Raw genomic sequence first — 26,560 nt, 5'->3', positions numbered from 1 at the left:
GCACGGCAAGGAGGTAACTCTACCCCGACGTGGTGTTATGCGAGCACGGGTGCCACCAATCGGCTACCGCTTGCGGGACAGGAACGCGGTCATCGCCTCGCGGGCCTCGTCGGAGCCGAAGAGGCGGGCGGAGAGGGCGGCCATCTCCTCGCCGCCGGCGTCGATGTGCTCGACCAGGCCGCGGACCATGAGGCGCTTGGTCTCGCGCAGGCCCTGGGGGGAGCCCTCGAGCAGGGAGGACGTGATAGCGGCGACCTCGTCGTCGAGCGAGGCGGCGGGGACGGCTGCGGTCAGGATGCCGATCCGGGCCGCCTCGGCGGCGTCGAACTTGTCGCCGGTGAGGAAGTAGCGGGAGGCGGCGCGGGCGTCGATCCGGGGCAGGATCGAGAGGGAGATCGCGGCAGGGGCCAGGCCGAGCCGGACCTCGGTGAGCGCGAACGAGACGGTGTCGGCGGCGATCGCGATGTCGGCGGCGGCGACGAGCCCGAGACCGCCTGCGCGCACCGGTCCCTGGACCTTCGCCACGACGGGCTTGGTCAGGGCGACGATGGTGCGCTGGAGACGTACGATCCCGCGGGTGCCCTCCTCCATCGGCACCGTCGCGGCCTCGGAGAGGTCGGCGCCGGAGCAGAAGACGGTGCCCGTGGCCTGGAGCACGACGGCCTTGACGGAGGTGTCCTTGTCGGCGGCGTGCAGCGCCTCGAACAGCTCGGTGACCAGCTGGCGGGAGAGCGCGTTGCGGTTGGCCGGCGAGTCGAGGGTGATGGTGGCGACACCCTCGGCGACGTCGAGGTGGACGAGTTCAGCAGTGGTTTCAGGCGACTCAGTCATGGGCTAGACATTACGGTGCTTGACTGGAGGGGTGGACGCGGTCCTCGATGCGTTTTCCGCCATCCCCCGGGAGGGCTTCCTTCCTCCCGAGGAGCGCGGCTTCGCGACGTTCGACGAGCCGCTTCCGATCGGCCACGGGCAGACCAACTCGCAGCCGCGGACGGTGGCCGACATGCTCCATCTTCTCGAGGTCGCGCCGGGCGACAAGGTGCTCGACGTCGGCTCCGGGTCGGGCTGGACCACCGCGCTGCTCGCCCATCTGACGGGTCCCGAGGGCAGCGTCATCGGCGTCGAGCTGGAACCGTCCCTGGTCAGGTTCGGTCGCCGCAACCTGGCAGCGACCGACCAGCCGTGGGCCCGCATCGAGAAGGCGAAGCCCGGGGTCCTCGGGTGGCCCCGGGAGGCTGCGTACGATCGCATCCTCGTCTCCGCAGAGGCCGAGGCCCTGCCGCGCGAACTGATGGACCAGCTCGCCTCGCCCGGGCGGATGGTGGTCCCGGTCGCCGGCCTGATGATGCTGGTGGAGCGGAACGAGACGGGCACGGCGCGACTCAGCGGCCACGGCTGGTATCGCTTCGTGCCGTTGCGGACGAAGCCCTAAGAGCTCGTACGCCGCTCCGGCTGATCCTCGTCGGGATGCGGCACCGCGCGCAGCTGACCGGGCGGCACCGGGGGCGGTGGCTTGGTCGGCGGCAGCGGCCGGCTGAACTCGTCGTGGCGACGGATCCGCCTCGCGGTCTTGCGGAGCCAGGAGGGGTCCATGACGATCTCGTGAGTGTCACCGTCCGGACCGTCGAACGTGACCGCGACCGTCTCGAAGCCCTTGTGACGCTGCATGAGGGCATAGCTCGCGTAGGCGCGGCGGTCGGCCTCGGTCAGCTCGACCTCGTCGGTGAAGAGGGTGAGCAACGCTCGCGGCCACAGGTGACGCGCGTAGACGACATTGACCTCGATCGAGATCACCACCATCAGCGCCGCGATGTAGAGGAAGGCGACCAGACCGAGGACCAGCGCGAAGGTCTGGTTCATGCCACGGGTGGCGGCGAGCACATGCTGGACGAACTCCGCGCCGAAGTACTGCAGCACCTGCCACAGCAGCGCGAACGTGAGCGCTCCCGGAAGGGCGTGGCCGAGGGCGTGATCGCGCGTGGTGGCCATCCGGAAGACGACGCAGAGCATGCCCGTGACGATCACGACCGTGCCGAGGATCACCAGCCAGTAGCCGACGTCGACCGCCTTGAACCCGAGGAAGTCGGTGCGGCTCAGCACCAGCGACAGCGCGGTCACCGAGAGGATGGCCAGTCCACCGGCGGCGAGCATGAGCAGCGCCCGCACCCTCAGCAGGATCGGGTTGGGACGGCTGTTGCGCGGCACGGACCAGGCGGTGTTCACCGCGTTCTGCAACGAGAGGCCCAGGCCGAGCGCACCGTAGAGGGCGGTGAGACCACCGATGATGATCGCGCCGGACGAGCCGGTGAGCTCCTTGCGGCCGAGCTGGTCGCCGATGATCGGGAACTGCGCCAGCGCCGTGTCGAGGACCGCCTCCTGCAGGCTCGGGTTGCCCTCCAGCACGAAACCGAGGATCGAGGAGGCGAGCAGCAGGAGCGGGAAGACCGCCACGAAGGCGTAGTAGGTGATGATCGCGGCGAGGTTGTTGCCCTGGTCGTCCCAGAACTTGTAGAGGACAGCCAGCGGGAACGCGACCGGCGGAAACCGGCGCTGAGCCCGATCCATTGCCGTCGCCGCTCCAGCCATAAGGGTCAGGCTAACCCCTGTGCGACCCGATAGATTGAACGTCGGTCAGGTCAGCAGGCCAGCACACTCGAGGAGATGACCCACCAGATGTCGAACTTCGGCCCGCCACCCGGGCCGCCGCCAGGCGCACCGCAGGACCCCGCTCGTGGACCCGGGGAGCAGCCCCAGGCCCCGCCGTGGGCACAGCAGTCGTACGTCCCCACCGGCCCACCGCTGGCGACCTGGGGTCGCCGAGCCGGGGGTGCGCTGATCGACGCAGCGCTGCTGGTGCCGTTCTATCTGGTCGCCGGCGTGGGCGGCGGGTTGTCGCAGGAGTCCGGCTTCTTCGTCACCATCTTCGGCCTCCTGGTCACCCTGGTCGGCTGGCTGGGGTTCATCGGCTTCGCCGTCTGGAACCACGTCCTCAAGCAGGGCCGCACCGGCTACACCATCGGCAAGGGCGTCGTCGGGATCAAGCTGGTCCGCAAAGAGTCACAGGCGACGACCGGCGTCCCGATGGCGCTGGGGCGGCAGCTTCTCCACGTCCTCGACGCGTTCTGCTTCATCGGCTACCTGTGGCCACTGTGGGACGACAAGCGGCAGACCTTCGCCGACAAGATCGTCGCGACGCTGGTCCTGGTGGAGCCTCGGGCTCAGACGTGACGGGCTCAGGCGTGTGCGCTGACATTTACGTTGAGATGTGGCCATACTCGGCGCATGTCTAACTACGGCCCGCCCCCTGGCGCCCCGCAGGACCCCTCCGGCCAGCCCCTGCCGCCGACTCCGCCGCCAGCACCGGCCTACGGTCAGCCCAGCGCGCCGCCGCCTCCGCCCTCGGCGGGCTACGGCGCTCCTGCCGCTCCCACCGGCTATGGCGCCGCCCCAGCCGGGTACGGCTATGGCGCCCCGACCCCGCCGTACGCCTCCTGGGGCGCACGCGCGGGTGCCTTCATCATCGACGGACTCGTCGGCGCAGTGGCCATGATCCCGTTCTGGATCGGCTATGGCCTGCTCATCGGCGGCGCCGCCGCGGGCGGCGTCTCGGAGTACGACCCGAACACCGGCATGTACACGTCCGCCGGCGAGCCCAACGGGGCGCTCATGGCCATCGGCGGGCTCCTCATGTTCATCGGCTTCCTCGTGTCCCTTGCCTTCCTGTTCTGGAACTACGGCCTGAAGCAGGGCAAGACGGGCTACTCGATCGGCAAGGGCGTCCTCGGCATCAAGGTCGTCAAGGAGGCCGACGGTCAGGTCCTCGGCACCTGGTTCTCGATCGGGCGTTTCTTCGTCCACTACCTCGACCAGCTCGCCTGCTACATCGGCTACCTGTGGCCGCTGTGGGACGACAAGCGTCAGACCTTCGCCGACAAGATCCTCAGCACGATCGTGATCATCGAGCCGAAGAAGTAGAGACAGACGTACGCAACAGGGCCGGTCGCTCACGCGACCGGCCCTGTACTCATTTCGCCGTGATCAGTAGGACTTCGGGAGCCCCAGGGTGTGCATGGCGATGTAGTTGAGGATCATCTCCCGGCTGACCGGGGCGATCCGGCCCAGGCGGGCGGCGACGAGCTGGTTGGCCAGGCCGTACTCGACCGTCAGGCCGTTGCCGCCGTGGGTGTGAACCGCGGCATCGGTGGCGTTGCAGGCGACCTCGCCGGCGGCGTACTTGGCCATGTTGGCGTACTCCCCGGCACCGGCGTCGTCGCCGGCGTCGTAGAGCGCGGCGGCCTTCTGCCACAGCAGGCGAGCCTGCTCCAGCTCGATCTTGACCTTCGCGAGCGGGTGCGCGATGCCCTGGTGGGAGCCGATCGGGGCGTCCTTCCAGACCGACCGGTTGGCGGCGTACTCCACCGCCTTCGCCAGGGCGTAACGGGCCATCCCGCAGGAGAGAGCGGCGCCCATGATGCGCTCGGGGTTGAGGCCCGCGAAGAGCTGCCAGATGCCGCCGTCCTCGTCGCCGACGAGCGCGTCGGCGGGGAGACGTACGTCGTCGATGAAGAGGGTGAACTGCTTCTCCGGCGCCTCCCAGGCCATCGGGATGACCTGCTTGGTGAAGCCCTCGGAGTCGGTCGGGACGACGAAGAGGGCCGGCTTCAGCTTGCCCGTCCTCGCGTCCTCGGTACGCGCGACGATGAGGACCGAGTCGGCCTCGTCGACACCCGAGATGAACGTCTTCTGGCCGTTGAGCACCCAGTTGTCGCCGTCACGCTTGGCGGTGGTGGTGATCTTGTGGGAGTTGGAGCCGGCGTCGGCCTCGGTGATTCCGAAGGCCATCAACAGGCTCCCGTCGGCGATGGCCGGCAGCCAGCGCTTCTTCTGCTCGTCGGTGCCGCAGCGGCCGATGATGCTGCCGCAGATCGCGGGGCTGACGACCATCATCAACAGCGGGGCGCCGGCGGTCGCGGCCTCCTCGAGCACGGCGGCGAGGTCGCTCATGCCGCCGCCACCGCCGCCGTACTCCTCGTCGATGTTGACGCCGAGGAACCCGTTGCGGCCCATCTCGAGCCACATCTCGGTCATCTTGCCGCCCTCACGGGCCTGCTTGGCGACGAAGTCGTGGCCGTACTTCCCGGCCAGCTTCGCCACCGCCTCACGCAGCGCGGTCCGCTCCTCGGGCTCAGTGAACGCGGTGGTCATTCTGCCTCCTCTACGACGGCCAGCACCTCGCCGGCGGCGACCTGGCTTCCTGGTTTGACGTTGATCTGAGCGAGTACGCCGTCGGTGGGCGCGGTCACGGTGTGCTGCATCTTCATCGCCTCGAGCACCAGCAGCGGCTGGCCCTCGGTGACGTTGCTGCCGGCCTCCGCGAGCACGTTGACGACCGATCCCGGCATCGGTGCCAGCAGGCTTCCGGGCTGGGTCTGGGTCGCGGGGTCGGTGAACCGCGGACGCTTCCTCAGCGCGGTATGACCGAACGCGGAGTCGACGTCGACCCGGTCGCCGTCGACAGCAATCCGGTATGTCGTTCGCAGGCCGTCCTTTTCGAGAGAAACCTGGTCTTGACCTGCGTCGACGACCTCGAAGCCGTCGATGCGATAACCGTCGCGGGTGCCGTACCACTCGACGGTCAGCCCATCCTCCGAGCCATCCTCGAAGGTGGTCCGCTGGGGCTGGTTGGTGACGTTGCGCCAGGCGACCGGGATGCCCGGGCGTCGGGTGGCCTCCGCCAGCGCGACCGCCGCGGCGACCGGAGCGCCAGGGTCCTCCGTGTGCGGAAGGAATTTTTCTTCCGCGAGAAGGGACGTGCTGACCTCACCGGACCGGAAGACCTCCGACCCGAGGATCCCGACCAGCTGCTCGCGGTTGGTCACCAGCCCGTGGATCTTGGCCGTACGCAGCACCGAGACCAGTCGGCGGATCGCCGCGTCGCGCGTGGGCGCGTGCACGATCACCTTCGCCAGCATCGCGTCGTAGAAGGTGCTGACCTGCGAGCCAGAGGTGTATCCGGCATCCACCCGGACGTCTGTCCCGCCGGTGGTCGAGCTTGTCGAGACCACCAGCTTCGTCAGGATGCCCGACTGCGGCTGATAGTCGGCGGCTGGATCCTCGGCGTAGAGCCGCACCTCCACCGCATGCCCGTTCACCCCGCTGGTTGGGGCCACTTCGTTCAGGCCCTCAGGAGGAGCGAGCGTGTCGAAACCAACACCTCCACCTTCCGCGACCGCGATCTGCAGCTCCACCAGATCCACCCCGTGCACCAGCTCCGTGACCGGGTGCTCGACCTGCAGCCGAGTGTTCATCTCCAGGAACCAGAACCGCTCCGAGGCGGCGTCGTAGAGGAACTCGACGGTCCCGGCACCGCGATAGTCGATCGCCGCGGCGGCGTTCCGGGCGGCCTCGTGCAGCGCCGACCGGACAGCGTCCGGCAGCAGCGGGGCCGGAGACTCCTCGATGACCTTCTGGTGGCGACGCTGCACCGAGCAGTCGCGCTCACCGAAGACCGCGACATTGCCGGCTCCGTCGCCGACGACCTGGACCTCGACGTGGCGGCCGGCCTCGACGTACGGCTCGACGAAGACGGTTCCGTCCCCGAAGGCGGACGCGGCCTCGGCCTCGGCCTTGGCGATCTCGGCGCCGAGAGCGTCGAGCGAGCGGACGATCCGCATCCCGCGCCCGCCCCCACCGGCGGAGGCCTTGACCAGCAGCGGCAGGTCGGACTCGACCGGCGATGCCGGCGCCTCCAGGACCGGGACCCCGGCAGCGGCCATGATCTTCTTGGCCTCGATCTTGGAGCCCATCTGCTCGATCGACTCGGGCGCGGGCCCGATCCAGACCAGACCGGCCGCCTCGACGGCGCGGGCGAAGTCGGCGTTCTCCGACAGGAACCCGTAGCCCGGGTGGATCGCGTCGGCACCGGCCACCTTCGCCGCCTCGATGATGAGGTCGGCGCGGAGGTAGGTCTCGGCCGGGGCGTTGCCGGGAAGGCGTACGGCATGGTCCGCCTCCGCCACGAACGGCAGGTCCGCGTCGGCGTCGGAGTGCACCGCGACGGTCTCGATCCCGAGCTTGCGGGCGGTGCAGAAGACGCGCGAGGCGATCTCGGCGCGGTTGGCGACGAGAATTCGGGAGATGCTGTTGTCGATAGGCACGGCGATCACATCCTGAAGACGCCGAAGTTCATGGCGCCCTCGATCGGTTGGGTGGCGATGGCGGAGAGGCAGAGGCCGAGGACGGTGCGGGTGTCGCGCGGGTCGATGACCCCGTCGTCATAGCCGAGTCCGCTCAGGAACATCGGCAGCGACTGCTCCTCGACCATCCCCTCGACCATCTCCTTGACGCCCTTGAACCCCTCGACGTCGAAGATCTCGCCCTTCTTCTCCGCAGACTCGCGGGCGACGATCTCCATCACGCCGGCGAGCTGGGCCGGCCCCATCACCGCGGACTTGGCCGAGGGCCAGCTGAACAGGAAGCGGGGGTCGTACGCACGCCCGTTCATGCCGTAGTTGCCGGCGCCGTAGCTCGCGCCCATGATCACGGTCAGGTGCGGGACGGTGGAGTTGGAGACCGCGTTGATCATCAGGGCGCCGTGCTTGATGATGCCGCCCTGCTCGTACTCCGTGCCGACCATGTAGCCGGTGGTGTTGTGCAGGAACAGCAGCGGGGTGTCCTTCTGGTTGGCGAGCTGGATGAACTGCGCCGCCTTCTGGGCCTCCTCCGACATGAGCACGCCGCGCGCGTTGGCGAGGATGCCGATCTCGTAGCCGTGCAGCCGTGCCCAGCCGACGCAGAGGCTCGATCCATACAGGGGCTTGAACTCGTCGAAGGCTTGATCGGTGGTCGAGCCTGTCGAGACCTCCGGCCCCGTCCCGTCCACGATCCGCAGGATCGCCTCGCGCGGGTCGAAGGGCTCCTTGAGGTCGGTCGGGATCAGGTCGAGCAGGCCGTCGGGGTCGAGCTCGGGCTCGTAGCTCGCCTTCGGCTCGGGGCCACGCTTGCGCCAGTTGAGCCGGGCCACGACACGACGCGCCTGCCGGATCGCGTCGTGCTCGTCGACGGCGAGGAAGTCGGAGGAGCCGGAGATGCGCGAGTGCATCTCGGCACCGCCCAGCGACTCGTCGTCGGTGTCCTCGCCGGTCGCCATCTTGACCAGCGGCGGACCGGCCAGGAAGACCTTCGCGCCCTCCTTGACCATGATCACGTAGTCACTCATGCCGGGGACGTACGCTCCGCCGGCGGTCGAGTTGCCGAAGACCACCGAGATGCTGGGCTGCTTGCGGGCGGAGGCTCTCGTCAGGTCGCGGAACCCCTTGCCGCCGGGGATGAAGATGTCCTTCTGGGTGGGCAGGTCGGCGCCGCCGGACTCGGTGAGGTTGATCGTCGGGAGGCCGTTCTTCTCCGCGATCTCGGCCGCCCGGAAGGAGCGCTTGAGGGAGTAGGGGTTGAGCGCCCCGCCCTTCACCGTCGGGTCGTTGGCGACGATCATGCACTCGACGCCCTCGACCACACCGATGCCGGTGATGATCGAGCCACCGACCGGGAAGTCGCTGCCCCAGCCGATCAGCGGCTGGGTCTCCAGGAACGGGCTGCCCTCGTCCAGCAGCAGTTCGATCCGCTCGCGGGCGAGCAGCTTGCCGCGGGCCTTGTGGCGGGCGACGTACTTCTCCCCGCCGCCGGCCGCGGCCTTCGCGTGCTCGGCGTCGAGTGCCTCGATCTTCTCGAGGAGAGCCTCTCGGTTGCTCATCGATCCAGTCCCAACAGCTTGGCGGCCAGGTCGGTCATCACTTCGGTGGCTCCTCCTCCGATCGGCAGGATCCGGGCGTCGCGGTAGTGCCGCTCGACCTCGGTCCCGTGCATGTATCCCGTCCCGCCGTGAAGCTGGACGGCCTGGTCGACGACCCATGTGCAGGCCTCGACCGCCGTCTGCTTGGCCAGCGCCGCCTCGGCGATCGTCTGTTGTGTCGAGCCTTCGCGGTCGTAGCGCGCGACCACGGCGTGCGTGTAGGCCTTCGCCACCTCGACCTGCCGGTGCATCTCGACCAGCTTGTGGCGTACCACCTGACGCTTGATCAGGGGCTCGCCGAAGGTCTCGCGCTGGCGGCAGAAGTCGGCGGTGAGCGCCAGGCAGCGCGCCGCGGTGCCGTAGCCCTGCACGGCCAGCGCGATCCGCTCGGTCACGAACGCCTCGGCGATGTAGATGAAACCGGCGTTCTCGTCGCCGACGAGGTTGGCGGCGGGGACACGTACGTCCTCGAAGGCGAGCTCCGCGGTGTCGGAGCAGTGCCAGCCCATCTTGGCGAGCTTGCGGGTGACCGTGAATCCACCGGTGGTCGAGCCTGTCGAGACCTCCTTGTCGATCACCAGCAGGCTGATGCCGCCGGCACCCGGGCCACCGGTGCGGACCGCGGTGGTGACGAAGTCGGCGCGTACACCGCTGGTGATGAACGTTTTGGCGCCGTTGACGACGAACTCGTCGCCGTCGCGGGTTGCGGTGGTGCGGAGGTGGGCGACGTCGGAGCCGCCGTCGGGCTCGGTGATGGCGAGGCTGCCGATCTTCTCACCGGCCAGCGTCGGCTTCACATAGGTGTCGATGAGGTGGGGCGAGCCGTGGTGGGCGATGTGCGGCAGCGCGATCCCGTGGGTGAACAGGCCCGCGAGCAGGCCCGAGGAGGCCCCCTCGGACATCATCCCCTCGGTCACCGCGACAGTGTCGGCCAGTCCGCCGCCCTCGCCGCCGGCCGCCTCCGGGAACCCGATCCCCAGCAGACCCTGCTTGGCGGCGGCCTTGTGGACCTCCCGCGGGATCTCCTGGTTGTCCTCCCACGCCTGCAGGTCGGGGAAGACCTCACGGCGGGTGAACTCGGCGCCCAGACGGAAGAGGTCGTCGTTCATCGGATCGCCTCCGACGTGCCGTCGGGACAGAGATTTAGGGGCATGTCGACAAATCGGCTCCGCGCCCACTCGCCCAGCCCCTTCGCCTGCGGGTCGAACCGGGTCGAGGCGGCCACACCCTCCCCTAGCAGGTCGTGGATGACGATGTTCACGCCCCGCAGGTGCGGCAGCGGCGTGATGTCGATGGCCAGGTCCTCGGCCTCGGGCAGCAGCTCCCGCACCCACTGCGGGGTGACGGTGTCCAGCAGCCACTCGACAGACGCCTCCGGCCGCCCCTGCGGCACCCAGAGCCCGAGGTTGGCATCGCCGCCCTTGTCCCCGGATCGCGCATAGACCAGCTCTCCCAGCTCTCGCCGAGACGTCGCCCCCGTCGGCCGAGGCGTCGCTCCCGTCGGCCGAGGCGTCGCCCCGGTCGTACGAGACGTCACTCCCGTCGATGCGCGTGACGTCTCGGCCGACGCGCGTGACGTTTCGGCCGACGTACGTGACGTTTCGGCCGACGTACGTGACGCCTCGGCGTAGGCGAGGGGCGACGGGACCTCGTAGGTCGAACCGTCGGGGAGGTGGACGGTCTCCGGGGCGCGGTCGCGCCGGACGTACGCAGCCTTGTAGATCCCGAACGGAGACGGCCGTCCCGGGGGCGCGGTGACGTGGAAGCCCGGGTAGGAGGCGAGCGCCAGCTCGATGGCCGGAGCGGTCAGCGCGCGTCCGACGGCGTCCGCGTCCGCAGCCCTGGCGGAGAGCCGCAGGATGCAGGCGGCTCCCTCCTCGGTCGGCGAGTCGGGCGCCGGGATGCGGTAGGTGGACCAGGTGTAGTCGGGTCCGATCGGGAGCTCGGCGTCGAGCTGGTCCCGCAGCCAGGCGGCCTTGGCATCGATGTCGGGTCCGGTGAGGACGAACTCGGCCGAGTTGCGGTAGCCCCCGAGCGAGTTGACCGCGACCTTGAGGGTCGCCGGAGGCGGGGTGCCCGTCACGCCGGTGATCGCCACCCGGTCGATGCCGACCTCCTGGAGCCGGATCGAGGTGAGGTCGGTGGTGACGTCGGGGCCGAGGTAGAGCGGACCCTGGATCTCGTAGAGCAGCTGCGCGGTGACCGTGTCGACCGTGACCGTGCCGCCGGTCTCGTCCTGCTTGGTGATGATCGAGGAGCCGTCGACGGCGATCTCGGCGACCGGGAAGCCCAGCGGACGCGCCCGAGCCTGCGGCGACATGGTCAGGAACCCGGAGAAGTTGCCGCCGGTGGCCTGGGTGCCGCACTCGATCACGTGCCCGGCGACCACGGCGCCCGCGAGCTCGTCGTAGGAGTCGCGCTTCCAGCCGTGGTGGGCGATCGCCGGCCCGACCACGACGCTCGCGTCGGTCACTCGGCCGGTGACGACGATGTCGGCGCCGGCGTCGAGCGCGTGCGCGATCCCGAAAGCGCCGAGATAGGCGTTGGCGGTCAGGGCGTCGGGATGCGAGTCGAGACGGCCACGAAGATCGTCGCCGTCGACGTACGCGACCTTCGCCCGGGTCCCGAGAGCCTCGATGGCGGCAGCGAGACCGGCGGGGTTGAGCCCGCCCGCGTTGGAGACGATCTTGACGTCTCGCTGCAGCGCGAGGTCGACGCTGTCGGCGACCTGGCGCAGGAAGGTCTTGGCATAGCCCGTCGTCGGGTCTTTGAGGGTGTCCTTGCCGAGGATGAGCATGGTGAGCTCGGCGAGGTAGTCGCCGGTGAGCACGTCGAGCCGACCGCCCTCGAGCATGTCGCGCATCGCCGAGAACCGGTCACCGTAGAAGCCGGAGCAGTTGCCGATCGTGATCATCGCGCGTCCCCCTCCGGCGCTCGTCCGGTGCCCGTGGGGCCGGCGAACGCCTGGGCGATGCTCAGCCACTTCTCGGCGTCGTCCCCGGTCGCCTCCAACGCGGTGTCGTCGCGATGGATGCGCTGGGTGACGAGGCGCGCGAAGTCGTACGCCGGGCCTCGGACGCTCTGCGCCGCGTCCTCCGGCCCCCACTCCCAGACCTCTCCGGACGGCGCAGTCAGCTCGATCCGGAACGGGGAGCTCGGCGGGGTCAGGCCGTGGACACCGTAGGAGAAATCGCAGGTGCGGGTGCCGAGGTGGCAGACGTGCTTGATGCGGTCGCTGGGCTCGTAGGTCAGGCCGAGCGCCTCGCGTACGTCCAGTCCGTGGGCCCAGGTCTCCATGAACCGCGCGGTCGCCATCGAGGCCGGCGACATCGGCGGCCCGAACCAGGGCAGCTTCTGCCCGTTCGGGACGTTCGCGAGCGCTCCGGCGAGCTCGCCGCGTACGCCGTCCCAGTGCTCCAACAGGTCGGTCGCCGGCATCGTGGCAAGCGCCAGCGCGGCCTCGTCGACGTAGCCCTCGGGGTCCTTGAGCGCCTCGGTGACCAGCTCGTCCCAGGCGGTCGCATCACCCGCCACCCACTCGGTCGCGGCGAGCGCGGCCTCGTCGGTCCAGGCCAGGTGGGCGATCTGGGCGGCAACGTCCCAGCCGGCGGCCGGCGTCGGCTCGCGCCAGCCCGCCTCGCTCAGGCCCGCCACCACCTGGCGTAGCTCGAACCCCTCCATGGAGAGGTCCTCAAGAAGTGAATCCAGGAGACTCATCGGGCCACCTCCGTAGCGCGAGCGCCAGAATACGGACGCGGCCCGATGAAAGGTTCAAGGTTCACTCGCTTGCGCTCGTTCATTGCAGCTCTCTTTCCAGAACCTCGGCCCAGTGATCGAGGATCCGCTCGCGTCGGGCGGCGTCGTCGGTAATCGTGTCAGCCAGAGCCAGGCCGCGGACGAGATCGAGCGTGGCCTGCACGAGCTCGCGCACCCCCGGCTTCGACTCGTCCACGTCCAGCAGCTCGACCGTGGCCCGGTGGAGCTCGCGGCCGATGCGCTGCTCGAGCGGACCCACCGCCGCGGCCAGCTGCTCGTCGGTGCGGGCCGCGACCCACAGCTCCAGGGCCGCGGCGAAGACCGGGGAGGTGACCTGCTCGGCGAGCATGGCGAGCACGTGCCGCGTACGCTGCCCGCCCTCCGGCAGTGCCCCGGCAGCCTCCTTCAGCGCCTCGCCGCGGGCCTCGGTGATGTGCTCGACGGCCGCCACGACCAGGTCGTTCTTGGCCGGGAAGTGGTGCAGCTGCGCCCCGCGGGAGACCCCGGCGCGCTGGGAGACGAGCGTGGTCGAGGTGCCGGCGAAGCCGCGCTCGGCCAGCAGCTCGACGGTGGCGTCGAGGAGTCGCGCCCGCATCGCGCGGGTGCGCTGCTCCTGAGGAATCCGGGTGGCCTGGCTCACAGGCACGCACTCTGCCGCGCCAGAAACAAACAGTCAACCCTGACTGTATATTTCTGAGACGACCCCACAACAGGCGGAAGCGGAACGTCCGGAACCGCTCGTAACGTCGGCCCCATGGCTATCGCACGCAATCCTCAGTGGGTCATCGACTGTCCCGACACGGCAGCCCTGGCCACCTTCTACGCACAGCTCCTCGGATGGGAGTCCAAGGTCGACGACGACGGCGGCTGGGCCAGCGCCTGGGGCGACGGCGGATCGCTGGACTTCCAGCGCGTCGACAACTACCAGGCTCCGAAGTGGCCCGGCCAGGACGTACCTCAGCAGACGCATCTCGACGTCACGGTCGACGACCTCGACAAGGCCGAGGCCGAGGTCCTCGAGATCGGTGCCACCAAGCACGAGGTCCAGCCCGGCGAGTCCTTCCGCGTCTTCCTCGATCCCGCCGGCCACACGTTCTGCCTCTGCCGAGCCTGAGCCGAGGCGTCACCCGCGTCGGCCGAGACGTCACGTACGCGGATCGAGTCGGCACCAACGTGCCAACTCGACCCGCGGCAGTGACGCCTCGGCCGACGTACCTGACGCCTCGGCGGGCTATTCGACCCGGGCCACCATAGGCAGGCGACCCCGGGTGGTGACCGCGACGATGAGCGCGATCAGCAGGGGAAGGCCGATCACCACGACCCCCACCAGCTCCCACGGGATCTCGAGGTAGTGCGCGGCGACGCTGTAACGCTCCGGCCAGCCTTCGGTGGTGATCGGATAGCTGATCGCGATCCCCGGGACGAACCCGATGAGTGCACCCGGGACCGCCCCGAGAAGCGTCACGACCAGGGCGTACGAGGCAGCGACCCCACGTCGCGTACGCGTCCTGGCTCCGACCGCCGAGAGGGTCGCCAGGTCGGGGCGGGCGTCGTTGAGCGCCAAGTGCGTCGCGGTCAGCGCACCACCGATCATCAGCACGGCGCCCAGGGTGACCAGGAGCAGCCAGACGATGACAGCGGTGTCCGTCTCCTGGTAGCCACGCTCGATCAGGATCGTCGTGGGGAACTGCCCCGCAGCCAGGGCCTCGTCGAGGTCCGTCTCCGCGGCGGCGCTGAGCCGGGCGTTCTCGACGTAGAGGCCCACGACCCGCGGTTCGAGGCCGAGCTTCTTCACCATCGCAGGCGTCACCACCGCATAGGCGGGCGCGGCCCGCTCGCCGACGTCGAGATAGGTCGCCGGCACGTCGACCGTGACCGCGTCGAGATCGGTCTGCTCCTCCTCGGAGAACTCCTTGATGACCAGCCGCGCGGACTGCTGTGAGGACCGAAGCTCGTCGTCGGTGGTGAACACCACCGCACCGGAGGACCGCAGGGTCTCCGCAGCAGCGGCGGCGTCGCGCTCGGAGAGCGAACGCGCCACCGCCGACGGGAGTGCGCCGTCGGCGCCGGTGACGATGAGCTCACCGAACTCGCCGATGGTGGTGTCCAACGGGACCGCCCCACCGTCACCGGTCTCGACGACGACGTACCGTCCGTCGGCCTCGGAGGTCGCGCCGGACGCGAGTGCTGCCGTCGCCCCCGGGATGGCCTTGTCGACCTGCGCGGCGATGTTCTCCCACCGCGCTCTCGTCTCGTCCGGGTCGACGTCGCTCTCGGCGGTGCTGTGTCGGGGATGCACCACGGCGTCGCCGATCGTGAAGGAGGGCAGGTAGCTCTCCTGGTTCTGCTCCTGGTCGCTGCTGAACGCGATCCCGAGCGTGACCACACCGACCACCGTCACCGCGATCGCACCGGCAGCCGGCACCGTCCGGGTGCGGTGCCGATCGGCGTCGCGGGTCGCGAACCGGATCACCAACGGCATCCGGGCGCTGAACCGCGCGGCCGCGGACACGAGGGCGGGGAGGATGAACAGCACCCCGGCGACACAGAGCAGTACGCCGAGAGCGATCGGGATCCCGCTGAGCGCGTTCCGGGTGCCGTACGCCGCCGATGCCACTCCGGCGATGACCAGCACGAGGCCGATGATCGGCGAGCGCCGCGAGGGCAGGGCCTCGGACCGCCGCCCGGACAGTACGCCGACGACGTTCTGTCGCGAGGCGATCCAGGCCGGCACGATCGCCGCACAGATCGCGGCCGCGAACCCGAAGACGGCGACCGCAAGGACCTGCAGCCACGGCACCTCGAACGGGCCGAACCAGGCCGAGACCTGATCCTGGGCCAGCGGCTGGAGCAACCGCGCCAGCCCGACCCCGAGGATCGCACCGACGACGGCCGCGACCGCACCGATCACGATCGCCATCCCGAGCAGGACGCGCCGGGACTGACGAGCGGTCCCTCCCGAGGCCGCGATCAGGGCCAGGTCGCGCGCCTGGCGCCGGGCCGCGACCGCGAACGCGGGCCCGGCCAGCAGGACCACCTCGAGGATCACCATGACCACGATGAGGACGAGGACCACGAGCTCGGAGGGGTCCGGGGCGCCCATGGGCGGACGGATCTCCTTGTCGGCCGCACGGGCCGCCGCAGGCGGGTCCATGACGACCGAGCGCGAGAGCACGAAGGCACCCGCCGCGTTCAGGTCCTCGATGTCGGACCAGGTCACCGGTCCGCCGCCGACCAGCCAGGTCGAACGATCGCTGGTGTAGTCCACCGGAAGGTCCACTCCGGCGATGAAGGGGTCGTTGCGTACGTTCGCCGACTCGACGATCCCCACGACCTTGCGCGTCTCATCGATGTCGCCGTTCGGGATCAGCAGCTCCTCGCCCACTCCCGGACCACGGAACGCGAGGTTGGAGTTGACCACGACCTCGTCCGGGCCCTGCGGGAGCCGGCCCTCGCTCAGCCGGACCAGACCGGCGGCGAGCGGGTCGTTCAGGTCGGTCTCCAGGCCGCTGGCCCAGGTGACTCCCTTGTCGGTGCGTACGTCGAAGGTCCGGTCCTCCGCCTGGAGCAGCGGGCGGTCCCCGATGACGGCCTTCACCCCGGCCGCGTCGAGCGGGTCGGCGTCGGACTCGTCGAGCCACTCGGAGGCGTTCTCGGGGTCGATGCCCTGCCGCACGACGGCGGAGCCCTGGACGTCGATGCTCGCCGCGGCCTCGGTGCCGAGCCGGCGGTCGAGGCCTTCCACGGTGTCGACGTCATAGGTCTGGTACGTCACCGCGACCGCGGTCACGCCCGCCACCGGCAGCGCGATCATCAAGATGACCAGCAGGCTGCGCCACTTCGCCCGCCGGGCTTCCCGTTGCCCGATGCGGAGGGCGAGACCCCAGCCGGCAAGGCGACTCATGCCTCGACCTCGTCCACGAGCGCCAGGTTCGGGGTCTCGCCGGCCTCGTCGACGACGAGCCCGTCGCGCACGTAGATCACCCGGTCGGCCCAGCTGGCGTACCGCGGCTCGTGGGTGACGAGCACACCGGCCGCGCCCGCGTCGCAGCGCGCCCGGATCAGCTTGAGGATGTCCTCGCCGGTCTCGGTGTCGAGGGCGCCGGTCGGCTCGTCGGCCAGGATCAGGCGACGCTCACCGACGATCGCCCGGGCGATCGCGATCCGCTGCCGCTGCCCACCGGACATCTCGTCGGGGAACCGGTCGGCGAAGCCGTCGAGCCCGACCTCCTCGAGCGCCGTCCTCGCCGCGGCCCGCGCCGAGCGGCGTCCGGCACCGTCGAGCTCGAGCGGCAGCGCGACGTTCTCGGCGGCGGTCAGCGCCGGGATCAGGTTGAAGTCCTGGAAGACGTAGCCGATCGACGTACGCCGCAGCTTGGCGCGCCCGCTGACCCCGGCCTCACCGAGATCCTGGCCGTCGACGGTCACCGACCCGGAGGTCGGCGAGTCGAGGCCGCCGGCGATGGTCAGCAGCGACGACTTCCCGGAGCCGCTCGGCCCCATGATCGCCACCAGCTCACCGGCGTACGCAGCGAGGCTGACGCCACGCAGGGCGTGCACCTCGGCGGCGCCGGTGCCGTGGACGCGGCTCACGTCGGTGAGCCGGAGGACGGGTTCACTCATCGGTGGACTCCTTGGTCGAGGTGTTGACGGGCGTGGCGTGGACGCGGCGGCTGAGCCGCTCGCGGGCGTCGGCGAGCCAGCGATCGCTGTCGTGGCTCAGGCGGCGCAGGTCGTGGGCGAGGGCGGCGTTCATCGCGCCCCTCCTTCGGCGGACCCGGCAGAGTCGGCGGGCTCGGGAGCGGTCCTCGTGGAGGCCGCCCGGCGGAGCCGGGACTCGCAGTGGTCGAGCCAGCGGATCTCGGCCTCGGCCGCGAAGATCAGTCGATCGAGGACCAGCCCGCCGGCGAGGTCGTCACCGGCTCCGGACCGCGACTGGCGGCGGTATCCCTGGAGCGCCTGCATCGTCGCGTTGCGCTGCTGCTGGACGACCTTGCCGACGTCCACGCTGGGCACCGCGACCGCCACCGCGAGCTTGATCGCGAGCTCGTCGCGCTGCGGTTGCGTACGCTCCACCGGGGTGTCGAACCACCCCTTGACCTCGACCTGGCCAGCCTCGGTGAGCTGGTAGAGGGACCGTCCCTCCGCGTCGGTCCCTCCAGCCTCGACGAGGCCGTCACGCTCGAGTCGCGACAGGGTCGTATAGACCTGCCCGACGTTCAGCGGCCAGCTCGCGCCGGTGCGCTGCTCGAACTCGGCGCGCAGCTCGTAGCCGTAGCGCGGCTTCTCCAGCAGCGCCAGCAGTGCGTGTTTCACGGACACTCGATCACCTCCCTTGGTTACTTACTGAGTATGTATATACCGAGTATGCATCCGGAGGCAAGCCGAAATTCCGCTGCCGACGCCTCCCCCTGCGTGAAACAATTCCGCGGCCGGTTCGGGTCGGCATCCACCAAGCCACCTGACCAAGGGACAAGAAGTGTCACGTCATGGACGTGTCGTCGCGCTGGCCGCGGCGTCACTCGCTCTCGGCGGGGTGAGCGTCATCCCGATGACCTCGTACGCCGCCGAACCGGACCCGATCGCGACCTACAAGGACCGCGCCGGCGTCCCCCTGACCATCCACCGCACCACTGACGACACCGCCGATTTCATCGGCGCGAAGCGCGACGCGGCGGAGCCGCTGGGCGCCTCGGTCACACCGGACGACGCCGCCCGGACCCAGCTCACCCGGGTCGGCAAGGCCCTCGGCACCGATGACCTCGACCTCCGCGAGCAGGACACGACCGCTGCCATCGGCGGCGGCTCGGTGACCCGGTTCGACCAGTACGTCGACGGCCGGCCCGTCCTCGGCGGCGAGGTCGTCCTCGGTCTCGACGAGGAGCGCGGACTCACCTCCGCGGCCACCAGCCTCTCCGACGCCACCTCGGCGCCGGAGGCGAACGTCAGTCGTGCCGCAGCGGCCGAAGCCGCCAAGAAGGTCGTCGCCAAGGCCCACCGAAACGAGACCGGAGCGCTCACCGTCGAGGACCAGGGCATCTGGCTCTACGACGACGAGCTCGTCCGCGGCCCGCAGGTCGGCACCGCCAGCGTCCGCCGGCTCTCGGTGACCGGTGGCTCGGCCGTCCGCGAGACCGTCCTGGTAGACGCGACCAGCGGCCGCGTACTCCTGCGGGTCGACGAGATCGCGCACGCCAACCGCCGCATCTGCGACTGGAAGAACACGCCCAGCGCGGCGACGGTCGACCAGGAGTGCGGCACCACCAGCACCCGGGTTGCCCGCCGAGAAGGCGACGCGGCCACCGGCGTGACCGAGGTCGACACCGCGTACGACATCGTCGGCGCCACCGCCGAGATGTACGACAGCCTCGGCGTCGACCTCACCGACCTGCTCGGCTGGCAGTCGGCGGGTACGGCGAAGGCGATCACCGCCAACGTCCGCTATTGCGAGCCGGAGGAGGCCTGCAGCGCGGCCTCGCCGTACAACAACGCCTACTGGAACGGACAGGAGTTCTTCGCCGGCGGTGGCATGGGCAGCGACGACGTGATCGCCCACGAGCTGACCCACGGTGTCGTCGAGCGCAGCTCGAACCTCTTCTACTGGTTCGAGTCCGGCGCGATCAACGAGTCGATGGCCGACGTCATGGGCGAGATCCTCGACCACCGCTACGCCACCACCGAGGACAGCCCGACCGACTGGCGCATCGGCGAGGACACCCGCCTCGGCGCGCTCCGCGACATGGCCGACCCGACGGTCCACAACCAGCCCGACCGGATGACCAGCGCCCGCTGGGAGGCCGACGAGAACAGCCTGTACGCCGACAACGGCGGCGTCCACACCAACAGCGGCGTCGGCAACAAGACGGCGTACCTGATCTCCCAGGGCGGCGACTTCAACGGCCGCACGATCACCGGCATCGACGGCGCCGACGCGACCCTCCAGAAGACCGCGACGCTCTACCTCTACACGATCCAGCACCTCGTCTCCGGAAGCCAGTACGCCGACCTCGGCCGCACCCTGACCAGCGGCTGTGACGCGCTGGTCGCCGCCGGCACCTCCGGCTTCACCGCCGAGGACTGCACCCAGGTCCGGCTCGCCACCGCGGCGACCGAGCTGTCCAAGTCACCGACCAAGGCCGGTGCGACCCGCCCGGCGGACGCCCCGAACACCTGTCCCGCGGGCAGCCTGAACAAGGCCGCGATCACCGCCCCGTCGCTCAGCCGCGGGGTCCTGTGGACCCAGGCTCCCGACCCCTCGGTCGGCGTCCCCGCCAACGACCGCGACGGCAACGGCTCCGAGTTCGGCTGGGACCCCGACCCGGCGGCCTACGGTGACCCGACGGCAAGCATCCTGTCGACCAGCGCGTTCAAGGTGCCGTCGGGCAAGCGGACCTACGTCCGCTTCTCCCAGTGGCACCTGTTCGAGTGGTATCCGGCTACGCCCGACTACCCGACGATGCACATCGATGGCGGCGAGGCCCGGCTCGTCATCGACGGCAAGGCGACCGCGATCCCGGCCTCGGCGTGGGTCAACGGGCCCAAGCAGAAACTGCTGCTCAGCAACCCGGACAAGCCATTGACCGGCTTCGGCGGCGACTCGAACGGCTGGACCGCCTCCCGGGTGGACCTCTCCTCGTTCGCCGGCAAGACCGTCCAGTTCCAGTGGGTCGTACGAGGCGACGAGTCGGATGCGTTCATCGGCTGGTTCATCGACGAGCTGGAGCTCTACAGCTGCACACCGCAGACGATCGCGAACACCGCCGTGCCGAAGGTCAGCGGCACCCAGCGGGTCGGCTACACGCTGACCGCGTCGAAGGGCTCCTGGAGCCCGAGCGCAACCAGCTGGCGCTACCAGTGGCTGCGAAACGGTGCCGCGATCAGCGGGGCCACCGGGGCGACGTACAAGCTGACCGGATCGGACCACACCCGGAAGATCCAGGTCAGGGTCACCGCCTCATCGTCCTCCTGGCCCGCGGCCAACCCCGGGGTCAGGACGAGCTCGGCGACCGGCGCGATCAGCGCCGGCTACCTAACCTCGGCGACACCGAAGATCACCGGTACCAAGTCCGTCGGCCGGCTGCTGACCGCGACCCGGGGTACGTGGAGCCCGTCCGGCATCACGTTCTCCTACCAGTGGCTGCGCAACGGCAAGGTCATCAAGGGAGCCACCGGCAAGGCGTACCGGCTCAAGACGATCGACCGCGGCGACCGGATCCGAGTCCGCGTCACCGGCCGCAAGACCGGCTACTACACGAAGGTGCGGATCTCCGCCGCAACCAGCGTGGTCCGCTGAGCTCCCCGACGGTGACGGCGAGCTCAGCCGTCACCGTCGGGCCGGCCGGGGTGCAGCAGCAGGTCGACCTCGTCGATGACCACATCGGTCACGACACCGGCGGCGAGACCGTCGATCCGGATGCCCTCGATGGCGGCCACGAGGCCGTCCCGCTCATCGGTCAGCCGCGCCGCGGGCCGGGCGCGGACCGCGTCGGCGACCCGACGCTCCAGCGCCGTGTGCAGGACGGCGCGCGGGTCGATGTACGCCGCACCGACCCGAGGCGGGTCTACGTCGACGGAGAAGGTGGCGAGGACGCGTACGTCCCGGCCGTCGCCGGTCCGGGTCCGGACGACGATCGCGATCTCCATCGGCCCGGTCGGCCACTCGAGCACCTCGTGGAAGCCGGGGACCGCCATCGTCATCGAGTCGGAGGCGATCCGGATGATCCGCCGGTTCCTGGTCACCACCAGGCACTCACCACGGCGGGCCCGACGCACCAACGAGGCCACCACGAGGACGACCGCGATCGCCGCGATCACCAGAACCGTCGCCATCTCCCCCATGGCTCCGAGTCTTCTCCGCCCCCGCCCGCTTCCGAATGGGCTCTGCCACCCATTCGTCCTCTCCTGGGTATGTCAGCCGGATGTGCCCTGGGCCCAGGGACTGATCCGCACCTCGGCCCCGTCGAGGATGTCGAGGTCGCTCGGCCCGTCGATCACCGCGACACCGAGCGTGGTCGGCGTGCTGCCGGGGATCGCGGCCACGAGCAGCTCGGTCGTGACGTCAGGGTCGTTCGCAGTGGACATCGCCTGCCAGTCGATCACCGCCATCACCGACTGCGCCGGAGGGACGACGACGCGCTCGGGCACCATCGAGGGTTCGTACGGCTTGACCATCACCTCGGTCTGCCGAGCACCGGCGGCGTTCAGGAACGCGACATCGGGTACGCCCTCGATCGCACAGGCTCGACGGCCGAGGTTGCGGGCCCGGAGCCACGCCTGCCGCGATCCCAGAGCCGCGTCCTGACCGCCGAACGAGACCTCGAGATCCGAGGGCCGACAGGACGGCGCGGCCGGGTCGGCGGGCCAAGGCGCACGGTCGCCGAACGGCGGCATCGTCGTCGGCGCCGGGGTCCTCCCGCCGACCCAGCCCTCGACCTTGCCGCCGCGCGTCCCCTCGACCGCGTACGCCAGTGGCTGCCCCGACCCCACGGGATAGCCGTGGTAGACGGTCAGCCACCTGCTGACGTCGCCGATCACCCGGTCGCCCTCGGCAGCCTCGACCAGGACGATCAGCGGTTCGTACGGAGCGGCCAGCTGGGCCGAGGTCACGGACGGCTGCTCGGAGGCAGCCACCACGAGTCTCACCGCCGTCGGATCGGGCACCTCGTTCGACCGGTACCACGCATCGCCGCCGCGGAGATCCACCGGGCGCTGCCGGGCGCGGGCGACCGCGGCCAGCGCGACCAGCCGGGCCTGCGGCGCCTCCACGTCGGCCTTGGCAGGGCGGCCCGTCTGCGGATCGGTGACGGTCGACGATACCGACGTCGCCCCGGCCTCGCACAGCGCGACGGCATCGGCGAGTGCGTCACCCATGGCATCACCGGGGTTCAGACCACGCTCGCCGACCGTGACCCGGGCCCGGCCGATCGTGAACGTCACGCTGGTCCGCTCGGGCTCCGCCTCTGGCGCGAGTCGGGTGATCTCGGGGCTCACCACCCGGAGCACCTCTCGGCTCGCCGCGGCCGCCTCAGCCCCGGACAGATCCTCCTCCAGGGAAACCTCGATGCTGACCGCGTGCTCCACGCGGTCGGCCTCCCCGAAGTCCTCCCCCGGGATGCGCCGGGACTCGTCGACGGCCAGCACCTCGCGTACGCCTGGGACGGACCGCCACTCGTCGGAGAGATCGAGGAACCTCGACACCCCCTCCGGCGTCGTCGTCCCGGCGGCAGACACAAAAGGCCGGGCCCAGAACATCACGACCGCGCACCCGGCAGCGATCAACAGAACGAGCCCGACGACCACGATCCCCACCCGGAGCTCGCGCTTGCGAGTGCTGCCCGGCATCGCCACGTACATCCTCCTCGACCTCTACGGAAGGCAAAGAGTCGCACAGGACGAACCGCGTCAGCCCTGCAAATAGCGAACCGGCACGGTTCCTTCACAGGATCCGTGCCGGTTCACCACATGTGCCGTGCGTCAGGCGGGGAAGCTTTCACCCTTCGCCGCGAGGTCGCGGAGGTACTGCGTCGGGCGGAACCGCTCGCCGTACGTCTCGGCCAGCTCGTCGGCACGAGCCAGGAAGGCCTCGATGCCGATCGAACCGTCAGCGGCCTCGTAGCCGGTGATGAACTGGGCCGCACCACCGGTCTGCGGCGGGAAGCCGATGCCGAAGATGGAGCCGATGTTGGCGTGCGCGGCGGAGGTGATGACACCCTCCTCGAAGCACTTCGCCGTCTCCAGGGCCTCGATGAAGAGCATCCGCTCCTCGGCGTCCCGGATCGGGATCTGCTTCTCGGCGACCGGGAACACACTGCCGAGGTCGGCCCAGATCGAGGTGCGCTTGCCGTCGGTGTAGTCGTAGAAGCCGGCGCCCTTGAGCTTGCCGGAGCGACCCGCCTCGATGAGCGGGGTGAGCACCTTCTCCGTGGTGGTCAGCTCCTCGACACCGGCGGCCTCGCGGGTCGTACGAGCGATCTTGACCATGAGCTCGTGGTTGAGCTCGTCGGCGATCTGCAGCGGCCCGACCGGGAACCCGGCCTGGGTCGCGGCGCGCTCGAGTGAGTAGGGCGCGAAGCCCTCGGCGAGCAGCTCCAGACCCTCCTGGATCTGGGTGCCGATGACGCGTGAGGTGTAGAAGCCACGGCTGTCGTTGACCACGATCGGGGTCTTCTTGATCTGCTGGACGATGTCGTAGGCCTTGGCCAGCGCGACGTCGTTGGTCTCTGCGCCGCGGATGATCTCCACGAGCGGCATCTTGTCGACGGGCGAGAAGAAGTGCAGGCCGATGAAGTCGGCCGGGCGGTCGATCCCCTTGGCGAGCTCGGTGATCGGCAGCGTCGAGGTGTTCGAGCAGAGCACCGCGTCCTCGTTGACGAACGGGGCGATCTCGCTGAAGACCTTCTGCTTCAGCGCCACGTCCTCGAAGACCGCCTCGACGACGACGTCCACGCCGGCGAAGTCCTCCGGTGCGACGGTCGCGGTGATCCGGTTGAGGATCTCGTCGGCCTTCGCACTTGTCAGCTTGCCGCGCGAGACTGCCTTCTCGTTGAGCTTGGCGGTGTAGGCCTTGCCCTTCTCCGCCGACTCGATGGCGACGTCCTTGAGAACGACCTCGGCACCGGCCCGGGCGAAGGAGTACGCGATGCCGGCACCCATCATCCCGGCCCCGAGCACACCGACCTTCGTCGCGGTGAACTTCTCGACGCCGTCAGGACGCAGCGTGCCGGCGCCGATGGCACCGAGGTCGAAGAAGAACGCCTGGATCATGTTCTTCGACTGCTGGCCGGTGACCAGCGAGGTGAAGTAGCGCGACTCGATCCGGGTGGCGGTGTCGAAGTCGACCATCGCGCCCTCGACCGCGGCCGACAGGATCGCCTTCGGAGCGCGCATGTCGGACTGCTTGAGCTGCTTGCGCAGGATCGGCGGGAACGCGGGCAGGAAGCCCGCGAGCGCCGGCGAGGTCGGCTTGCCACCGGGCATCTTGTAGCCGGGCTTGTCCCACGGCTGCGCGATCTCGTCGGGGTTGGCCTTGATCCACGCCTTCGCGGCGGGAACGAGCTCATCGGGGGAGGAGACGAGCTCGTCGACCAGTCCCTTCTCCTTCGCGGCGGCGGGCTTGAACTTGGTGCCCTGACCCAGGACGTCCATCAGCCCGGTCATGATGCCCAGAAGGCGTACGACGCGGGTGACGCCACCGCCGCCCGGGAGCAGACCGAGGGAGACCTCGGGCAGGCCGATGTCGTAGCGGGCGTCCAGCGCGATGCGGTGCTGGGTGGCCAGCGCGATCTCCAGACCGCCACCGAGGGCGGCGCCGTTGATCGCCGCGACGACCGGCTTGGGGAAGGTCTCCAGCTTGCGGAGGGTCGCCTTGATCGACTCGACCTCCTCGAAGACCTGGGCACCGTTCTCGGGCCGCACCTGGATCATGTTCTTGAGGTCACCACCGGCGAAGAAGGTCTTCTTCGCGGAGGCGATCACCACGCCGGTGACAGCGTCAGCCTCGGCGTACAGCTTCTCGACGGCCTCCGCCATCGAGGTCTTGTACAGCTCGTTCATGGTGTTGGCCGACTGGTTCGGGTCGTCCAGGGTGAGGACGACGATCCCGTCGCCGTCCTTGTCATAGCGGACTGCGGTCTCGCTCATGTGTCTTCCTTCAAGTCTGTGCCGGGGCGCGGCCCGGGATGTTCACCGAGGTACCTCGGTCAGTTGTCGCTTCCTTCGCGGAGTTCCACGAGGGATGTGGGCGCTCACCGAGTTACCTCGGTGAGCATTCGCGGACGCGTCAGACCAGCTCGACGATCGTCGCGATACCCATGCCGCCACCGACGCACAGCGTGGCGAGACCGCGCTGCTTGCCCTGACGCTCGAGCTCGTCGACCAGGGTGCCGAGGATGATGGCACCGGTCGCGCCCAGCGGGTGGCCCATGGCGATCGCGCCACCGTTGACGTTGGTGATCGACTCGTCGATGCCCATGTCCTTCATGAACCGCATCGCCACAGCGGCGAACGCCTCGTTGATCTCGAACAGGTCGATGTCGTCGACGGTGAGACCGGCCTTGGCCAGCGCCTTGCGCGAGGCCGGGGCGGGGCCGGTGAGCATGATCGTCGGGTCGGCGCCGGAGACGGCCGCCGAGATGATCCGGGCACGCGGGGTGAGCCCGTTGGCCTTGCCGGCCTCCTCGGAGCCGATCAGCATCAGCGCGGAGCCGTCGACGATGCCGGAGGAGTTTCCGGCGTGGTGGACGTGGTCGATCTTCTCGACCCAGTGGTACTTGGCCAGCGCGACGTCGTCGAAGCCGGCCTCCTGGCCCTGCTGGAGGAAGGACGGCTTGAGGCCGGCCAGCGTCTCAGCGGTGGTTCCGGGGCGGATCAGCTCGTCGTGGTCGAGCACGGTCAGACCGGTCTGGTCGACGACCGGGATGACGGCGTCCTTGAAGTAGCCGTTCTCCCAGGCGGCAGCCGCCCGGGCGTGCGACTGGGCGGCGTAGCGGTCGACGTCCGAGCGGCTGAAGCCCTCGATGGTCGCGATCAGGTCGGCGCCGATGCCCTGCGGGACGAAGCCGGTCTTGAGCGCGGTGTCGGGGTCCTGTGCCCAGGCGCCGCCGTCGCTGCCCATCGGCGCCTTGCTCATCGACTCGACACCACCGGCGAGGATGAGGTCCTCGAACCCGCCGCGTACACGGGAGGCGGCCTGGTTCACGGCCTCGAGCCCGGAGGCGCAGAAGCGGTTGAGCTGCACCCCGGCAGTCGTCTCGGGAAGACCGGCCTTGATGGCGGCGGTCTTGGCGATGTCACCGCCCTGCTCGCCGACGGGGGTGACGACACCGAGTACGACGTCGTCGATCCGCTCGGGGTCGAGGTTGGGGTTCCGCTTGCGCGCCTCGTCGATCAGGCCGACCACCAGGTCGATCGGCTTGACCTCGTGGAGCGCTCCGGTCTTCTTACCCTTCCCGCGCGGCGTGCGCAGGTGGTCATAGATGAATGCTTCAGCCATGCGCCGATTGTGACACTAAAACTGTC

Annotated in this window: 22 protein-coding genes; 5 read left to right on the top strand and 17 right to left on the bottom strand. The window is 69.8% G+C overall.

What is annotated here, in order from left to right; translation table 11 throughout:
* Positions 1-63 precede the first annotated feature (63 nt).
* Positions 64-831 (bottom strand): enoyl-CoA hydratase family protein, encoded by a 768-nt coding sequence (locus tag ACFWQC_RS14050; protein ID WP_378678657.1) that lies wholly within the window; start codon positions 829-831, stop codon positions 64-66.
* A 19-nt stretch (positions 832-850) separates the two neighbouring features.
* Here ACFWQC_RS14050 and ACFWQC_RS14045 point away from each other — a divergent pair, with 19 nt between their 5' ends.
* On the top strand, positions 851-1,432 hold the full coding sequence (locus ACFWQC_RS14045; protein WP_378678654.1) for a protein-L-isoaspartate O-methyltransferase: 582 nt from the start codon (positions 851-853) through the stop codon (positions 1,430-1,432).
* Here ACFWQC_RS14045 and ACFWQC_RS14040 read toward each other — a convergent pair.
* On the bottom strand, positions 1,429-2,565 hold the full coding sequence (locus tag ACFWQC_RS14040) for a YihY/virulence factor BrkB family protein (protein ID WP_378678651.1): 1,137 nt from the start codon (positions 2,563-2,565) through the stop codon (positions 1,429-1,431). The two genes, ACFWQC_RS14045 and ACFWQC_RS14040, sit on opposite strands and share 4 nt — an antisense overlap.
* Before the next feature lie 96 nt (positions 2,566-2,661).
* On the opposite strand from ACFWQC_RS14040, the gene ACFWQC_RS14035 reads away from it, so the two are divergent.
* Positions 2,662-3,228: an RDD family protein gene (locus ACFWQC_RS14035; RefSeq protein ID WP_378678649.1), complete on the top strand. Its 567-nt coding sequence runs from the start codon at positions 2,662-2,664 to the stop codon at positions 3,226-3,228.
* Between the two features lie 54 nt (positions 3,229-3,282).
* Complete coding sequence (locus ACFWQC_RS14030) at positions 3,283-3,975, top strand: RDD family protein (RefSeq protein WP_378678646.1); 693 nt, start codon at positions 3,283-3,285, stop codon at positions 3,973-3,975.
* Between the two features lie 63 nt (positions 3,976-4,038).
* Here ACFWQC_RS14030 and ACFWQC_RS14025 read toward each other — a convergent pair whose 3' ends face one another.
* The 7 genes from ACFWQC_RS14025 to ACFWQC_RS13995 all read right to left on the bottom strand — a co-directional run bounded on the left by ACFWQC_RS14025 (position 4,039) and on the right by ACFWQC_RS13995 (position 13,184).
* Entirely contained in the window at positions 4,039-5,205 is a 1,167-nt protein-coding gene (locus ACFWQC_RS14025) for an acyl-CoA dehydrogenase family protein (protein ID WP_378678643.1), read from the bottom strand.
* A complete protein-coding gene (locus tag ACFWQC_RS14020) occupies positions 5,202-7,157 on the bottom strand; it encodes an acetyl/propionyl/methylcrotonyl-CoA carboxylase subunit alpha (protein ID WP_378678641.1) in 1,956 nt (651 codons plus the stop codon). Before ACFWQC_RS14020 ends, ACFWQC_RS14025 begins: the two co-directional genes overlap by 4 nt.
* Before the next feature lie 5 nt (positions 7,158-7,162).
* Positions 7,163-8,749, bottom strand: coding sequence for an acyl-CoA carboxylase subunit beta (locus ACFWQC_RS14015; protein ID WP_378678639.1), 1,587 nt, complete (start codon positions 8,747-8,749; stop codon positions 7,163-7,165).
* The gene (locus tag ACFWQC_RS14010; RefSeq protein WP_378678636.1) at positions 8,746-9,897 is read right to left on the bottom strand and encodes an acyl-CoA dehydrogenase family protein; all 1,152 of its coding nucleotides are present in this window, start codon (positions 9,895-9,897) and stop codon (positions 8,746-8,748) included. Before ACFWQC_RS14010 ends, ACFWQC_RS14015 begins: the two co-directional genes overlap by 4 nt.
* Positions 9,894-11,702 (bottom strand): acyclic terpene utilization AtuA family protein, encoded by a 1,809-nt coding sequence (locus tag ACFWQC_RS14005; protein WP_378678634.1) that lies wholly within the window; start codon positions 11,700-11,702, stop codon positions 9,894-9,896. Before ACFWQC_RS14005 ends, ACFWQC_RS14010 begins: the two co-directional genes overlap by 4 nt.
* Entirely contained in the window at positions 11,699-12,505 is an 807-nt protein-coding gene (locus tag ACFWQC_RS14000) for a TIGR03084 family metal-binding protein (protein WP_378678631.1), read from the bottom strand. Before ACFWQC_RS14000 ends, ACFWQC_RS14005 begins: the two co-directional genes overlap by 4 nt.
* A 79-nt stretch (positions 12,506-12,584) precedes the next feature.
* A complete protein-coding gene (locus ACFWQC_RS13995) occupies positions 12,585-13,184 on the bottom strand; it encodes a TetR family transcriptional regulator (protein WP_357337061.1) in 600 nt (199 codons plus the stop codon).
* A 114-nt stretch (positions 13,185-13,298) separates the two neighbouring features.
* Between ACFWQC_RS13995 and ACFWQC_RS13990 the strand changes: the two genes are divergently transcribed.
* A complete protein-coding gene (locus ACFWQC_RS13990) occupies positions 13,299-13,658 on the top strand; it encodes a VOC family protein (RefSeq protein ID WP_378678628.1) in 360 nt (119 codons plus the stop codon).
* A gap of 117 nt (positions 13,659-13,775) precedes the next feature.
* Here the strand turns inward: ACFWQC_RS13990 and ACFWQC_RS13985 are convergent, their stop codons facing one another.
* Genes ACFWQC_RS13985 through ACFWQC_RS13970 form a run of 4 tightly spaced genes read right to left on the bottom strand, consistent with a single transcriptional unit; the run spans position 13,776 to position 17,866 of the window.
* Positions 13,776-16,448: an FtsX-like permease family protein gene (locus tag ACFWQC_RS13985; RefSeq protein ID WP_378678625.1), complete on the bottom strand. Its 2,673-nt coding sequence runs from the start codon at positions 16,446-16,448 to the stop codon at positions 13,776-13,778.
* Positions 16,445-17,167 carry an ABC transporter ATP-binding protein gene (locus ACFWQC_RS13980; protein WP_378678622.1) on the bottom strand — a complete coding sequence of 241 codons (723 nt, stop codon included), beginning with the start codon at positions 17,165-17,167 and terminating at the stop codon, positions 16,445-16,447. The genes ACFWQC_RS13985 and ACFWQC_RS13980 overlap by 4 nt, the downstream gene beginning before the upstream one ends.
* Positions 17,160-17,300, bottom strand: coding sequence for a hypothetical protein (locus tag ACFWQC_RS13975; protein ID WP_350663053.1), 141 nt, complete (start codon positions 17,298-17,300; stop codon positions 17,160-17,162). The genes ACFWQC_RS13980 and ACFWQC_RS13975 overlap by 8 nt, the downstream gene beginning before the upstream one ends.
* Positions 17,297-17,866, bottom strand: coding sequence for a PadR family transcriptional regulator (locus ACFWQC_RS13970; protein WP_378678619.1), 570 nt, complete (start codon positions 17,864-17,866; stop codon positions 17,297-17,299). The genes ACFWQC_RS13975 and ACFWQC_RS13970 overlap by 4 nt, the downstream gene beginning before the upstream one ends.
* Before the next feature lie 157 nt (positions 17,867-18,023).
* Here ACFWQC_RS13970 and ACFWQC_RS13965 point away from each other — a divergent pair, with 157 nt between their 5' ends.
* Positions 18,024-20,837, top strand: coding sequence for a M4 family metallopeptidase (locus ACFWQC_RS13965; protein WP_378678616.1), 2,814 nt, complete (start codon positions 18,024-18,026; stop codon positions 20,835-20,837).
* A gap of 23 nt (positions 20,838-20,860) precedes the next feature.
* On the opposite strand, the gene ACFWQC_RS13960 is transcribed toward ACFWQC_RS13965, so the two are convergent.
* The 4 genes from ACFWQC_RS13960 to ACFWQC_RS13945 form a co-directional block, all read right to left on the bottom strand.
* Complete coding sequence (locus ACFWQC_RS13960; RefSeq protein WP_378678613.1) at positions 20,861-21,382, bottom strand: hypothetical protein; 522 nt, start codon at positions 21,380-21,382, stop codon at positions 20,861-20,863.
* 72 nt (positions 21,383-21,454) lie between these two features.
* Positions 21,455-22,885, bottom strand: coding sequence for a DUF4232 domain-containing protein (locus ACFWQC_RS13955; protein WP_378678840.1), 1,431 nt, complete (start codon positions 22,883-22,885; stop codon positions 21,455-21,457).
* Between the two features lie 132 nt (positions 22,886-23,017).
* The gene (locus ACFWQC_RS13950; protein WP_378678610.1) at positions 23,018-25,183 is read right to left on the bottom strand and encodes a 3-hydroxyacyl-CoA dehydrogenase NAD-binding domain-containing protein; all 2,166 of its coding nucleotides are present in this window, start codon (positions 25,181-25,183) and stop codon (positions 23,018-23,020) included.
* Positions 25,184-25,322: 139 nt separating this feature from the next.
* On the bottom strand, positions 25,323-26,534 hold the full coding sequence (locus ACFWQC_RS13945) for an acetyl-CoA C-acetyltransferase (protein WP_378678607.1): 1,212 nt from the start codon (positions 26,532-26,534) through the stop codon (positions 25,323-25,325).
* Between the last annotated feature and the right edge of the window lie 26 nt (positions 26,535-26,560).

This window comes from Nocardioides sp. NPDC058538 (genome assembly GCF_042719275.1).
Classification (GTDB): domain Bacteria; phylum Actinomycetota; class Actinomycetes; order Propionibacteriales; family Nocardioidaceae; genus Nocardioides.
Note: the sequence above shows the minus strand (reverse complement) of the source record. Positions and strands in the feature narration are given on the sequence as shown.

Excerpts from the sequence above, each read along its gene's own strand:
- ACFWQC_RS14040 (WP_378678651.1), bottom strand. The coding sequence starts at position 2,565 with ATGGATCGGGCTCAGCGCCGGTTTCCGCCGGTCGCGTTCCCGCTGGCT.
- ACFWQC_RS13950 (WP_378678610.1), bottom strand. The coding sequence starts at position 25,183 with ATGAGCGAGACCGCAGTCCGCTATGACAAGGACGGCGACGGGATCGTC.
- ACFWQC_RS13945 (WP_378678607.1), bottom strand. The coding sequence starts at position 26,534 with ATGGCTGAAGCATTCATCTATGACCACCTGCGCACGCCGCGCGGGAAG.
- ACFWQC_RS14000 (WP_378678631.1), bottom strand. The coding sequence starts at position 12,505 with ATGAGTCTCCTGGATTCACTTCTTGAGGACCTCTCCATGGAGGGGTTC.
- ACFWQC_RS14030 (WP_378678646.1), top strand. The coding sequence starts at position 3,283 with ATGTCTAACTACGGCCCGCCCCCTGGCGCCCCGCAGGACCCCTCCGGC.
- ACFWQC_RS14050 (WP_378678657.1), bottom strand. The coding sequence starts at position 831 with ATGACTGAGTCGCCTGAAACCACTGCTGAACTCGTCCACCTCGACGTC.
- ACFWQC_RS13975 (WP_350663053.1), bottom strand. The coding sequence starts at position 17,300 with ATGAACGCCGCCCTCGCCCACGACCTGCGCCGCCTGAGCCACGACAGC.
- ACFWQC_RS14035 (WP_378678649.1), top strand. The coding sequence starts at position 2,662 with ATGACCCACCAGATGTCGAACTTCGGCCCGCCACCCGGGCCGCCGCCA.
- ACFWQC_RS14025 (WP_378678643.1), bottom strand. The coding sequence starts at position 5,205 with ATGACCACCGCGTTCACTGAGCCCGAGGAGCGGACCGCGCTGCGTGAG.
- ACFWQC_RS14015 (WP_378678639.1), bottom strand. The coding sequence starts at position 8,749 with ATGAGCAACCGAGAGGCTCTCCTCGAGAAGATCGAGGCACTCGACGCC.
- ACFWQC_RS13990 (WP_378678628.1), top strand. The coding sequence starts at position 13,299 with ATGGCTATCGCACGCAATCCTCAGTGGGTCATCGACTGTCCCGACACG.
- ACFWQC_RS14005 (WP_378678634.1), bottom strand. The coding sequence starts at position 11,702 with ATGATCACGATCGGCAACTGCTCCGGCTTCTACGGTGACCGGTTCTCG.
- ACFWQC_RS13960 (WP_378678613.1), bottom strand. The coding sequence starts at position 21,382 with ATGGGGGAGATGGCGACGGTTCTGGTGATCGCGGCGATCGCGGTCGTC.
- ACFWQC_RS13985 (WP_378678625.1), bottom strand. The coding sequence starts at position 16,448 with ATGAGTCGCCTTGCCGGCTGGGGTCTCGCCCTCCGCATCGGGCAACGG.
- ACFWQC_RS13955 (WP_378678840.1), bottom strand. The coding sequence starts at position 22,885 with ATGCCGGGCAGCACTCGCAAGCGCGAGCTCCGGGTGGGGATCGTGGTC.
- ACFWQC_RS13980 (WP_378678622.1), bottom strand. The coding sequence starts at position 17,167 with ATGAGTGAACCCGTCCTCCGGCTCACCGACGTGAGCCGCGTCCACGGC.
- ACFWQC_RS14010 (WP_378678636.1), bottom strand. The coding sequence starts at position 9,897 with ATGAACGACGACCTCTTCCGTCTGGGCGCCGAGTTCACCCGCCGTGAG.